13 protein-coding genes are annotated in these 12,354 nt (G+C 68.6%); 8 read left to right on the top strand and 5 right to left on the bottom strand.

Annotated features, from left to right (window positions below):
• Positions 1-25: 25 nt before the first annotated feature.
• The 3 genes from ACV22W_RS02550 to ACV22W_RS02540 form a co-directional block, all read right to left on the bottom strand.
• Complete coding sequence (locus ACV22W_RS02550; protein ID WP_448017593.1) at positions 26-448, bottom strand: NUDIX hydrolase; 423 nt, start codon at positions 446-448, stop codon at positions 26-28.
• Between the two features lie 95 nt (positions 449-543).
• Positions 544-1,932, bottom strand: a complete 1,389-nt coding sequence (locus ACV22W_RS02545) for a nucleobase:cation symporter-2 family protein (RefSeq protein WP_059689777.1) — start codon at positions 1,930-1,932, stop codon at positions 544-546.
• A 171-nt stretch (positions 1,933-2,103) separates the two neighbouring features.
• Positions 2,104-3,081, bottom strand: coding sequence for a LysR family transcriptional regulator (locus ACV22W_RS02540; RefSeq protein ID WP_448018109.1), 978 nt, complete (start codon positions 3,079-3,081; stop codon positions 2,104-2,106).
• A 133-nt stretch (positions 3,082-3,214) separates the two neighbouring features.
• Between ACV22W_RS02540 and ACV22W_RS02535 the strand changes: the two genes are divergently transcribed.
• From ACV22W_RS02535 to ACV22W_RS02520, 4 genes are all read left to right on the top strand, one after another.
• Positions 3,215-3,931, top strand: coding sequence for an SDR family oxidoreductase (locus ACV22W_RS02535; RefSeq protein WP_448017592.1), 717 nt, complete (start codon positions 3,215-3,217; stop codon positions 3,929-3,931).
• Positions 3,932-4,180: 249 nt separating this feature from the next.
• Entirely contained in the window at positions 4,181-4,516 is a 336-nt protein-coding gene (locus ACV22W_RS02530) for a putative quinol monooxygenase (RefSeq protein ID WP_448017591.1), read from the top strand.
• Positions 4,513-5,670: an iron-containing alcohol dehydrogenase gene (locus ACV22W_RS02525; protein ID WP_448017590.1), complete on the top strand. Its 1,158-nt coding sequence runs from the start codon at positions 4,513-4,515 to the stop codon at positions 5,668-5,670. Before ACV22W_RS02530 ends, ACV22W_RS02525 begins: the two co-directional genes overlap by 4 nt.
• A gap of 317 nt (positions 5,671-5,987) precedes the next feature.
• Complete coding sequence (locus tag ACV22W_RS02520; RefSeq protein WP_448017589.1) at positions 5,988-6,572, top strand: putative glycolipid-binding domain-containing protein; 585 nt, start codon at positions 5,988-5,990, stop codon at positions 6,570-6,572.
• A gap of 20 nt (positions 6,573-6,592) precedes the next feature.
• Here the strand turns inward: ACV22W_RS02520 and ACV22W_RS02515 are convergent, their stop codons facing one another.
• Both ACV22W_RS02515 and ACV22W_RS02510 read right to left on the bottom strand, forming a co-directional pair.
• Entirely contained in the window at positions 6,593-7,585 is a 993-nt protein-coding gene (locus ACV22W_RS02515; protein WP_448017588.1) for a sulfonate ABC transporter substrate-binding protein, read from the bottom strand.
• A gap of 213 nt (positions 7,586-7,798) precedes the next feature.
• The gene (locus ACV22W_RS02510) at positions 7,799-8,206 is read right to left on the bottom strand and encodes a DUF427 domain-containing protein (protein ID WP_448017587.1); all 408 of its coding nucleotides are present in this window, start codon (positions 8,204-8,206) and stop codon (positions 7,799-7,801) included.
• 891 nt (positions 8,207-9,097) lie between these two features.
• Here ACV22W_RS02510 and ACV22W_RS02505 point away from each other — a divergent pair.
• From ACV22W_RS02505 to ACV22W_RS02490, 4 genes are all read left to right on the top strand, one after another.
• On the top strand, positions 9,098-9,280 hold the full coding sequence (locus ACV22W_RS02505; RefSeq protein ID WP_044843866.1) for a Flp family type IVb pilin: 183 nt from the start codon (positions 9,098-9,100) through the stop codon (positions 9,278-9,280).
• A gap of 88 nt (positions 9,281-9,368) precedes the next feature.
• Positions 9,369-9,848, top strand: a complete 480-nt coding sequence (locus ACV22W_RS02500; RefSeq protein ID WP_448017586.1) for an A24 family peptidase — start codon at positions 9,369-9,371, stop codon at positions 9,846-9,848.
• Between the two features lie 20 nt (positions 9,849-9,868).
• The gene (gene cpaB / locus ACV22W_RS02495; protein ID WP_448017585.1) at positions 9,869-10,909 is read left to right on the top strand and encodes a Flp pilus assembly protein CpaB; all 1,041 of its coding nucleotides are present in this window, start codon (positions 9,869-9,871) and stop codon (positions 10,907-10,909) included.
• A 54-nt stretch (positions 10,910-10,963) separates the two neighbouring features.
• Positions 10,964-12,346: a type II and III secretion system protein family protein gene (locus tag ACV22W_RS02490; RefSeq protein ID WP_448017584.1), complete on the top strand. Its 1,383-nt coding sequence runs from the start codon at positions 10,964-10,966 to the stop codon at positions 12,344-12,346.
• Positions 12,347-12,354: the final 8 nt, after the last annotated feature.

Here is a 12,354-nt window from a genome sequence, read left to right as displayed (position 1 = left end):
GAGCCGGTGGGGGTGGGGTGTCTACCTACTTGAGGATTTCGTGCCGGTAGACGAGCTCGACGATGCGCTTCGTCGGGATGCTCGCACGCAGCGCATCGACGTTGTCGATGCGAAACCACTTGCACTTCTCGATCTCGTTGCTCGCCTGGGCCGTATGCTCCGGGCCGACTTCCGCGAAGAACACGTGGTGCACCTTCGCGAGCCCGGTGAACTGCATCGAATAGACGAGGTTCTGGCCGATGATGCCGGTTTCTTCCAACAGTTCCCGATGTGCAGCCTCGAGCGGCGTTTCGCTGCGCTTGATCGTGCCGCCGGGCAACGCCCAGCGCGACGAAACGCGCGCAACGAGCAAGACCTGTTCTTCGCGGTAGCAGACGACGGTCGCGCGTTCCTTGATGAGGACCGCACTGGATTCCGGCGCATTCGTGGAGACGGGGGCTTGAGGCATGACCCGATTCTAGCGAGACTCGGGCGCCCGGCCAAGCCGGAGCCGCCGAGCGCGACGCGGCCCGTCGGTCGGGCTGCGTCATGGAGTCCGTAGCGTTACTTCTGTTCCGGCAAGAACCAGTTCATCACGAGCGCGCAGATGCCGCCCGTCGCGACGCCCGATTCCAGCACGTTCTTCAGCGCATGCGGCAGGCTGTTGAGGATGTCCGGCACTTGCGACACGCCGAGGCCAAGCGCGAGTGACACCGCGATGATCAGCAGCGCGCGGCGATCGAGCTGGATGCCGGACAGGATGTTGATGCCCGATGCGGCCACCGCGCCGAACATCACCATCGCAGCACCGCCGAGCACGGGCTCCGGCACGGCTTGGAGCGCCCCCGCGACGACCGGGAACAGGCCGAGCACCACGAGCATGCCCGCGATCCAGATGCCGACGTAGCGGCTAGCGACGCCGGTAATCTGGATCACGCCGTTGTTCTGCGCGAACACGGAGCTCGGGAACGTGTTGAACACGCCGGCCAGCAGCGAGTTCGCGCCGTTCACGAGCACGCCGCCCTTGATCCGCTGCATCCACACCGGCCCTTCGACCGGCTCCTTCGAGATCTTGCTGGTGGCGGTGACGTCGCCGATCGCCTCGAGCGACGTGACGAGATAGATGATCAGCATCGGCACGAACAGCGACCACGAGAAACCGATGCCGAAGTGCAGCGGCGTCGGGACCTGGAACAGCGCGGCCTGATGCACGCCCGTGAAGTCGAGGCGACCGAGCACCGCGGCCGCGGCATAGCCGATCGCGAGCGCGATCACGAGCGCGGTGCTGCGCACCCACACGATCGGCACGCGGTTCAGCAGGATGATCGTGCCGAGCACGAGGCACGACAGCGTCAGGTTCTGGGCGCTCGCGAACGTGCCGTTGGCCATCGCGCCGTAGCCGCCACCCATGCTGATGAGGCCGACCTTGATCAGCGTGAGGCCGATCAGTAGCACGACGATGCCCGTGACGAGCGGCGTGATCAGGCGCTTCACGAACGGCAGGATGCGCGACACGCCCATCTCGACGAACGAACCGGCGATCACGACGCCGAAGATCGCGGCCATCACGGTCTCGACCGGCGTGCCCTGCTTGACCATCACGCTGCCGCCGGCGATCAGCGGGCCGACGAAGTTGAAGCTGGTGCCCTGCACGATCAGCAGGCCGGCGCCGAGCGGACCGAAGCGCTTGCACTGCACGAAGGTCGCGATACCCGAAATCACCAGCGACATCGACACGATGAGGGTCGTATCGCGGCTCGATACGCCGAGCGCCTGGCAGATCAGCAGGCCGGGCGTGACGATCGGCACGATGATCGCCAGCAGGTGCTGGAGCGCCGCGACGAAGGCGACCATCGGCGCGGGCCGGTCATTGGGGCCATAGACGAGGTCGCGCGACGAATCTGCGTCGTCGGCGCCGTGGGAGGCGGATCGGGCGGGGGAGGCGGGTTGCATGGCGAGCGGGCCGGACAGGATGGAAAGTGCGGCATTTTAGCCGAAGGGCCCGCCGGCGCCGCCCGGCGCGTTGCAATGGCCGGGATTCGGGAAAACGGTGCCGGATCCGTGGCGTCGCGTGGGCGGTGCGGCTGGTGTGAGACGCGGGCGCTGCGTGCGGATCGTGGTGCTTCAGCCGGCGGCGCGCGTGTTCGTGCCGCGCTTCGGCACGCGCGGTGCGCGGGCCGCCGGATACGCGCGTTTGCACACCTCGATGACGGCATCGCGCAGACGGCGATGCACGGGGTCGCGCTGCATCCGCGGATGCCAGAGCGCGGAGATCAGGATCTCGGGCAGCCGGACCGGTATCGCGAAGCTGCGCAGTCCCAGCGCGTCCACGAGCCCCGGCGTGAATGCGTTGCCGAGGCCCGAGCGCGGCACGAGCGCAATCAGGTCGGTGCCGGCCGCGACGCGCATCGCGTCGGGATAGCCGGGCACCACGACCTGCACGATATGGGCGGGCGCGCGCGCATCTGCCGGATCGTTCGCCGGCCCGCCGAAGTCGCCGAGCTGCGATGCGATCACGTGGCGGCAGGCCGCGTAGCGCGCAGGCGTGATCCTGGCCGCCGCGAACAGCGGATGCCCGGCGCGCGCCACCGCGACGTGTCCGTCGTGAAAGAGCTCGCGCGTGTGCAGCTCGGGCGCGTCGTCGCCGCGCTTGCCGATTTCCAGGTCGACCGTGCCGTCGCGCAGCGGCCCCGGATCGCGGTCGAGCCTGGCGACGAAACGCACCCGCACGCCGGGCGCGATGTCGCCGATGGCGGCCACCACCGGGCCGGCGAGCATGTCCATGAACGACGCGGCCGCACGGATGGTGAACGTGGACGACAGCGTGGCCATGTCGACGTCGGCCGAGGCCGGACGAAGCACGGCACGCGCATCGCTCGCGATGGCGTGCACGCGATCGCGCAACGCCGATGCGTGCGGCGTCGGCACGAGCCGGCGTCCGGCACGCACGAGCAGAGGATCGCCCGTGGCGGCGCGCAGCCTCGTGAGCGTGCGGCTCATCGCGGAGGTGCTCAGTCCGAGCCGGCGCGCGGCGCCGGTCACGCTTCCTTCGGTCAGCAGCACGTCGAGCGCGGTGACGAGGTTCAGGTCGATGTCTTCCATCCGGACAGCATACGACATCGCTCGGCTTGATAGGGCGTTCGATGCAACTATCAATTGAGTTCGGTGCGTCTGGTGCATGCGTTGGCGCACGCCTATAGTGGCCGGATGACGAACTCCGGCACAGGTGCGATCCATGCAATCGACCGTATCGACCCCCAGGACACCTTCGATCCTGCTCGTCGCGGCCTCGCGCGGCCTCGGGCTCGCGATGGCGGAACAATTCCTGAACAAGGGCTGGCACGTCACCGGAACCGTGCGCGCGGCATCGGGGCGCACGCAACTGCATGCGCTCGCCGACCGCTTCGACGGATGGCTCGAGATCGAGACGCTCGACATCTGCGCGCCGGAACAACTGGCCGCGCTGCGTGCGCGCTTGTCGGGCCGGCGCTTCGACATGCTGTTCGTGAACGCCGGCACGACCAACGACCCGAACGAAACGATCGGCGACGTCACGACCGACGAATTCGTGCGCGTGATGATCACGAATGCGCTGGCGCCGATGCGCGTGATCGACGCGCTGCAGGATCTCGTGACCACGGATGGCCTGATCGGCGCGATGTCGTCGGGGCAGGGAAGTGTCGCGAACAACGTGAGCGGGATGCGCGAGGTCTACCGCGGCAGCAAGGCCGCGCTGAACCAGTTCATGCGCAGTTTCGCGGCGCGCCAGGCCGGCACGCCGCGCGCGATGGTGCTGATGGCGCCGGGTTGGGTTCGCACGGAACTCGGCGGGCCCGATGCGCGACTGACGATCGACGAAAGCGTGCCGAGCCTCGTGAACGTGTTGATCGGCAAGCAACGGCGCGCGGGGCTCGAATACCTCGATTACCTGGGGCGTACCGTGCCGTGGTAGCGGCCGGAGCAGCGGGGCGTGCGACGCGTGACGCGCAAGGCCGGCCAGGGCACCGTGCCGGCATTCGACGGGCCTGCCGCGAACCGTTCAGGCGAAGCGTTGCCGCCGCGTGCGTGACGACGCGCTGCGCACGCGACGCCGATTCAATACAATGCGACGTCGGGCCGCGACCGCCACTTTCGACGCGCAGTCGCGCATTGTGGAATGACGACCCGTCATGGCGGGCCGCTGGCGAATACGGAGCGCAGCATGAACGAACCTTACCTGCAGGTCATCGCGCATTTCTTCGCGAAACCCGGCAACGGCGACCGCGTGATCGAACTGCTGGCCGAACTCGCGCCGGCCACGCGCAACGAGCCGAAAAACCTCGACTATGAATACTTCCGGTCGCCGGTCGATCCCGACCACATCGTGATCCTCGAGCGCTATCGCGAGGCCGACGGCCTCGACGTGCATCGGGAAACGCCGCATTTCCAGCGGATCGGTGTCGGTGCGATCTTTCCGTTGCTCGATCGCCGCGACGTGACGCGCTACATCGTGCAGCCGGACACCGGCACGGCGACGCCACCGGGAGGCATCCGATGAACCCGTTTCAATTCCGTACCGTTCCGACGCAGATCGTCGAATTCGGCGCCGCGCGCCGGCTCGGCGCGCTGTTGCGCGAACGCTTTCCGGCGCTCGCGCGGCTGTGCGTCGTCACCGACGCGTTCCTGCATCGCAGCGGCGTGCTCGCGCCCGCGCTGCAGAGCCTCGCCGCGCACGGCTGGCAGGTGACCGTGATCGACGACGTGATCGCCGATCCGCCCGAGCACGTCGTGCTCGAAGCGACCGCGCGGGCGGTGGCGGCCGATGCGGAAATCGTGCTCGGCCTCGGCGGCGGTTCGTCGATGGACGTCGCGAAGCTGATCGCGGTGCTCGCGCCGGGGCGGCAGGCGCTGGCCGACATGTACGGCGTCGACAAGGTTGCAACGTCGCGGCTGCCGCTCGTGCAGATGCCGACGACGGCCGGCACCGGCTCCGAAGTGACGGCCGTGTCGATCGTCACGGTCGGCGAGGCGCGCAAGATGGGCGTCGTGTCGCCGCACCTGTTCGCGGACGTCGCGATCCTCGACGCCGAGCTGACACTCGGGCTGCCGCGCGCGTCAACGGCCGCGACGGGCATCGACGCGATGGTGCATGCGATCGAGGCCTATACGTCGTCGCGGCTCAAGAATCCCGTGTCCGACATGCTGGCCGTGCAGGCACTGACGCTGCTGTCGCGCAACCTGCTGAAGGCATGCGACGACGGCGGCGATCGCCACGCGCGCGAAGCGATGCTGGTCGGCGCGATGTTCGCCGGCCAGGCATTCGCGAACGCGCCGGTCGCGGCCGTGCATGCGCTGGCCTATCCGGTCGGCGGCATTTTCCACGTGCCGCACGGGTTGTCGAACGCGCTCGTGCTGCCGCATGTGCTGCGCTTCAACGCGCCGGCTGCCGCGCCGCTGTATGCCGAACTCGCGGCGATCGTCACGCCGTCGGCGACGGGTAGCGACGAAGCGAGAACGCAGGCGTTGATCGACGAGATCGATCGCCTGATCGTCGCGACGGGCATTCCGCGCGCGCTGCGCGAGGTCGGCATCGGCGAGGGCGACCTGTCGAGGATGGCGTCGGACGCGATGCTGCAGACGCGCCTGCTCGTGAACAATCCACGCGAAGTCACGGAAGCCGACGCGCTGGCGATCTATCGGCAGGCCTGGTGATGCGGCGCGGGTGAATGTGCGACCGTCGACGGCGTGACGGCGCCGGCAAACGCGCGGCGGCATCGGCCGTTGCGCGTTGACCCGCGCTTGAGCGCGAACTCGGGAAGCGCGTATCTCGACAGGCTCTCGACGAGCTTGCCGTGCGCGAGCGCATTGCCGCAGGCCGGTGCCTGCACGACGCCGATGCCGCCGCCGGCCAGGATCGTGTCGAACCTCGGGCGTTAGTGGCTCGTCTTCATCACCGTCTGGATCAAAGGCCCATGAGATCATCGATGCCGTGAGCGCAAATCCGGCTCATGCAACCGACGGGAGACGACATGACGCAACGGGACGAAGCAGCGCGCACGCGGTGCGTCGCGTGGCAGAACACGCAGACCTGGCAGGCGGCCGAATGGTGCCGGCTCGTCGAGACGCATGCGGACATCGACCTGTCGGGCGCGGTGGCGGGCGCGATCGACGGCACGCCGTTTCGCGTCGACTATGCGATCGCGTGCGGGGCCGACTGGCTGACGCGATCGGCGCACGTGACGTACTGGCTCGGCGCAGCGCCGCCACGGCAGCTCGCAATCGAACGCGACGCGGCGCGCTGGACGATCGACGGCGTCGACGCGCCGGCCCTCGCGGGCGCGACCGACATCGATCTCGGCTTCAGTCCGTCGACCAATACGCTGCCGATCCGGCGCCTCGGGCTGGCGGTCGGTGCGTCGGCCGTCATTCACACGGCCTGGCTGCGCTTTCCGGCGTTCGAGATCGTGCGCGGCGAGCAGCGCTATGCGCGCACGGCGGAGCGCGTTTACCGCTACGAGAGCGGCACGTATGCGGCCGATATCGCGGTCGACGATGCGGGCCTCGTCACCGATTACGACGAGTGGCGGCGCATCGGCGCGACGCGTTCGCCGTAACGCGGCGTAGCGACGGCGCGTCAGCGTGCGTTGGCGACCGTCACCTTGCCGGGAATCAGCTTCAGCGCGCTGAACGCGTCGGCGATGTTCTGCTGATACGCGAGCGTCGCATCGGTGACGGGCTGCACGCCGTAGCCCGTGCGCCTGAGCGCGACTTCGAGCGTCGGCGCGTCGAGGCCGACGAGCGGCGACAGTTGCGCGGCGACTTCCGGAACGTGGTCGCGTCCCCAGCGATCCACCGCGTCGACTTCGTCGAGCAGCGTGCGCAGCACCTGCGGCTGCGCGGCGGCATATTTGCGCGCGGCGAGGTAGTACTGCGTATTGCGCACGAGCCCGTCGCCGTTCGCGATCACACGTGCGCCGAGCTGCCGTTCGGCGGCCGCCAGATACGGATCCCAGATCACCCATGCGTCGACGCTGCGCTGTTCGAACGCGGCGCGCGCGTCGGCGGGCGTCAGATAGATCGGCTGGATGTCGGCATACGCGAGGCCCGCATGTTCCAGCGCCTTCACGAGCAGATAGTGGACGTTCGAACCCTTGTTGAACGCGACCTTCTTGCCGCGCAGCTGCGCGACGGTGCGGATCGGCGAATCGGGCAGCACGACGATCGCCTCGCCGTGCGGCGCGGGCGGTTCGTTGCCGAGATAGACGAAATCGACGCCTGCGTCCTGCGCGAAGATCGGCGGCGTCTCGCCGACCGTGCCGACGTCGATCGCGCCCGCGTTCAGCCCCTCGAGCAATTGCGGGCCGGCCGGAAACTCGAGCCACTGGACCGTCACGCCCTGGCTCGCGAGCCGCTTCTCGAGCGTGCCGCGCGCCTTGAGCACGACGAAGTTGCCGTATTTCTGGAAGCCGACGCGCAGCCGCTTCTCGCTGCCCTGCGCCAGTGCGGGCATGCCCGCGAGCGGGCCGAGCGCGAACCCGGCCAGTCCGGCGGCCGCGCCGTGCAGCCACTGGCGGCGGCGCGGATTTGCCGGGGTCGTTCCAAGGTCTGCGTGTGATTCGTCGTTCATCGAGGCGTCCTGCAGGCGGGTTCACGGGGCGCGCGCGTTTGCGGCGCGATCGGCACGGGACGCAGCCGGATGCGCAAGCTGCGCGCGACCGGCCGGCCCGCGCCGGATGCACGACGATACGGCCGCGCGAATCGGCGGCCAACCAATGAATCCGCATATGCAAATCAGCGGCCGGACGATACGTGAACGACGGGCCGGCAGGCGCCGCCGCATTCAATCGGTGCCGAGCGGGCTTTCCTCGATCGAGTCGACGCGATCCGGGTAAAACGCGAGGTGCGCGCGAATCGATTCGACGGCCGGGTTCGGATGCTCGTACGTCCATACCGCGTTGGTCGCGCGTTCGCCGCCGGCGGGAATCGAGTAATACGCGCAATCGCCCTTGTACGGGCAGTACGTCGCATGGTCGGTGCGTTGCAGCAGCGCCATGTCGGCATCCTCGCGCGGAACGTACAGCACGGCCGGATAGCTGGCCTCGCGCAGCGCCAGCGCGTGGCACGTATCGGCGACGACCTTGCCGGCCACCTTGACCACCACGCGAGACGGATGCGGTTCGATCGTGATCGGATGATCGGGGCCCGGCGACTTCACGGGACGAGAAGGTGTATCGGGGCTGATCGACATCGTGGGTCCTCCAGGAAGGTGCGGCGCGCCGGCGGGCACGTCGCGCTGCACGTGCGTGCGGGCGAATGCTCGCGCGCCGGTGTCGGCGTTGACCAACCGCTACGATGCGCCAATTACCGAGAACCTGCAGGGGGCCGGAAGGCGGGCCGCGAATGGCGTCGCCCGTTCACGCCGATCGCGACAGCGATCGTGTCGCTGCCGATCTCGAAGCGCGTGCACCGGGGTGACGTTCTCGCCGCTCGGCGGGCACCGGTTCGACGCCGTCTGGCTGGATTGAGGAAGGCAGGCCGGCGCGCGTGGGGCGAATGCGGTTCACGCATGCCGATCGGCGCGTGCAATATTTTCCGGATCGCGCTGGAATGCACGAAAGGATTGCCGGGCAATGCACGCGAGAGTTTGTTCTGAATTCGTAATTACGAAGCGCGCGGCATATCGAAAAACTGAATAAAAAACCATCGAATTGAACGGTGGCGGCAATGATGCGGCCGGGCATTAACATTCTTACTTCGAGCCATGACCGGCCTGCCGCGCCACGTTGAAAAAGCGGTAAATGGCGTGCGCGTATTTCATCGCTGAAGCGCTCTGCCCATAAATGCATTCCGACGCCAAATTATTTGAATTCGCCCAAAAAATTGTCTATACCCTAGACGAATTAGCGTGATTCGCATCGTGCCAATGCGGCTGCGCATCAGACGCGCGAATGTAGCGGCGAACGCCATCGCCGCACACCACGCGTTGCAGCGATCGAATGGATTCCGGGGAATGCGCACGGTCCGATGCCGGGGCCGCCGCATGGGTCACGAATGGGCGAACGCCGTGCGCACCACCCCGTGCAACACCGCGTCATTACATTCAACGGTCGATCACCGACCCCGCCACACGGAGGTTGTCATGCTGCAATACGTCAAGACCTTGCTGCGCGATGAACGTGGTGTCAGCTCGCTCGAATATGCGGTTCTGGCCGGTATCGTCGTGGTCGCGCTGGCGGCGGTCGGGGTGATTCTCAGCAGCACGTCCGGCGGCTTGCCGGCCGTGTTCACCGCGCTGATCAACAAGGTCACGGCGTTGATCTGATCTCCTGAACCCGCGCGCCGTCGGCGGACACACGGATCCGCAGCGGTACGACGTATCCAGCCGGGGCGCGCCGACGGACGGCTCTCCGATGCTCTTTCTCGTACAGTCGGCGGCGACGCTCGTGCTGGTGTCGCTCGCGACGCAGGACCTGCGCGAGCGGCGCTTGTCCAATCGTGCCGTGCTGGCGTTCGCGGTGCTGTATTTGGTCGCGGCGGCACTCGCGCGCGACGGACTCGCGCAACTTGCCGCTCACGTGGCGACCGCCGCGGCGATGCTGCTGCTGTTCGCGGGCTTGCGTCACGCGGGCTGGATGGGCGGCGGCGACGTGAAGCTGGCGGCGGCGGTGTTCCTGTGGGCCGGCCCGACGCTCGCGTTCCCGGTTCTGACGCTCGTCGCCGCGAGCGGCGCCCTGTATGGCGTCGCCGCGCTCGCGGCCGTTGCATGGCGGCGTCACACAGCGCCGGCACGTGCGATCGCGCCGCGCGGCGTGCCGTACGGCATCGCGCTCGCGCTCGGCGGCATGCTGGCCGTCTGGGTGCCGTTTCCTCACGCGGTTTCGCTTACCTAGACAGGGGGACGCACGCCGCCATGCCCAAACCCCTGAGAATGGCCGTGCTGATCATCGCTGCCGCGATCGGCGCGTTCATCCTGCGTCAGCTGTATGTCTCCGCGTCGACGCCTTCCGCGCCCGGCGAAGCGGCCGAGGTGAGCGTGCGCGTCGCGGCGGCGGACCTGCCCGAAGGGCTGCTGCTGCGCGACAACGATCTCGCGTGGAAGCGCATACCGCGCACGCAGGTGCCGGCCGGTGCGTTCGTCGAGTCGCAACCGGGCGCGGACCTGAAAGGCGCGCTGCTGCGCAACCGTGTCGACGCCGGTGCGCCGATCCGCGCGGACAACGTGATTGCGGCGGGCGCGCCGGATTTTCTCGCGGCCGCGCTGCAGCCCGGCATGCGCGCGATCTCGGTGCCGGTCGACGACGTGTCGGGCAACGCGGGGCTGATCCAGCCGGGCGACTTCGTCGACGTGGTGCTCACGCAGGAGATCGGCGGGTCCGCGACGACGCCCGGCACGTTCGAAGCGGAGACGGTCGTGCGGCGCGCGCGCGTGCTCGCGGTCGGCTCGGAATTCCAGCGTGCGAAGGCGCCCGCGAGCGCGCCGGACGTGCCGGTCCGCGCGCGCACGGTCACGCTCGAGGTCGCACCGCGCACCGCCCAGGTCGTGCTGGTCGCGACGCGCCTCGGTTCGCTGTCGCTGGCCCTGCGCAGCTTCGCGACGAGCGATCGCCGTCAGGCGGCGGGTGGCGGCGAACAGGAGCCCGATACGCCGCCGGTGTGGGCCGGCGACGTATCGCGCGCGGCCCGCGACGCGGCGCGGGCACAGTCCGGCCGAACGGACGGCGGCACGCGGCCTGCGTCGCAGGGCAATACGGTCGTGATCTATCGCGGCTCGTCGGTCGACGACGGATCGCGCGGCAGCGGTATCGGCACGCCTGGCTTGCCGCCGCTGCCGTCCGGGTGGCCGGCTATGCCAGGTACGCCAGGCACGCCGGTTGCGCCGGCTGTGCCCGCGGGCGGGAATGCTGCCGCGGACGCGACGGCGCAAGCGCCGCGCGCGGCCGTGCCGCAGTGACGGGATGACGATTCGGGCCGGCCGCCCGGCGGCCGGCATTTGACGGGAAGACGCATGGTGCGCATGGTTCGTTGGATCGCTTTCTGGTGCCTGGCCTGTATCGTCGCGCCGGGCGTCGTGCTCGCGCCGCGCGCGCAGGCGGCGGACGCCGGCTCGGCGTTGTCGATCGCGACCGGCAAGGGCGAGATGCTGTCATTGTCCGAACCCGCGACCGCGATGTTCGTCGCGGACCCGAGCATCGCGGACATCCAGGTGCCGTCGCCGCGCACCGTGTTCGTGTTCGGGAAGAAGGCCGGCACCACCACGCTGATCGCGCTCGGTGCGAACCATCGGCCGATCCTGCGCCGGACGGTGATCGTTCAGGTCGATACCGCGTCGCTGCAGGCGGTGCTCGACAGCCGCTTTCCGCAGTTGAAGCTGTCGGTGTCCGGTGCGCCGGGCTCGCTGATGGTGTCGGGCAAGGTGCCGAGCGCAGCCGACGCGGACGCCGTGATGCAGTCGCTCACGCCGTATCTCAACGACAAGGAAAGGATCGTCAACCGGCTCACGCTGTCGCGCCCGATCCAGGTGAACCTGCGCGTGCGCGTGACCGAGGTGAGCCGCAACGTCACGCAGCAGCTCGGCATCAACTGGAGCTCGCTCGGCGCGGCCGGCAATTTCGTCGGCGGGCTGTTCAACGGACGCACGCTGATCGATCCGACGACCAAGCTGTTCAACCTGTCGCCGACCGGCGCGTATTCGGTACTCGGTGGATTCCACGCGGGGCGCTGGTCGATCGACGTCGTGCTCGATGCGCTCGACCAGGAAGGCCTGATCACGATGCTCGCGGAGCCGAATCTCACCGCGATGTCCGGCCAGACCGCGAGTTTCCTCGCCGGTGGCGAAATTCCGATTCCGGTCGCGCAGGCCGGCACCACGACGGGCGCGATCACGGTCGAGTTCAAGCCGTTCGGCGTGTCGCTCGACTTCACGCCGACCGTGCTCGCCGACAACCGGATCAGCCTGAAGGTGCGGCCGGAGGTGAGCGAGGTCGACTCGAGCAACAGCGTGACGACGGGCGGCGTCACGGTGCCGGGACTCTCCGTGCGGCGCGTCGAGACGACGGTCGAGCTGTCGAGCGGGCAGAGCTTCGCGATCGGCGGGCTGCTGCAGAGCCAGACGGCCGATACCGTGTCGCAGATCCCGGGGCTCGGCCGGCTGCCGATCATCGGCCGGCTGTTTTCGTCGAAGAACTTCCAGGACAACAAGACCGAGGTCGTCGTGATCGTGACGCCGTACATCGTGCAGCCGTCCGGCCCCGGCCAGCTCGAGCAGGCGCTCGACACCGTCGCGCGGCCGAGCAGCGATCTCGAGTTCGCGATCCAGCGCAATCTCGGGATCGACATGCTGTCGGGCGACACGCCGCGCCTCGTCGGCGCCGCGGGCTTCGTGTACTGACCGGAGGA

The sequence above is a fragment of the Burkholderia sp. AW49-1 genome, from assembly GCF_053427845.1.
Note: the sequence above shows the minus strand (reverse complement) of the source record. Positions and strands in the feature narration are given on the sequence as shown.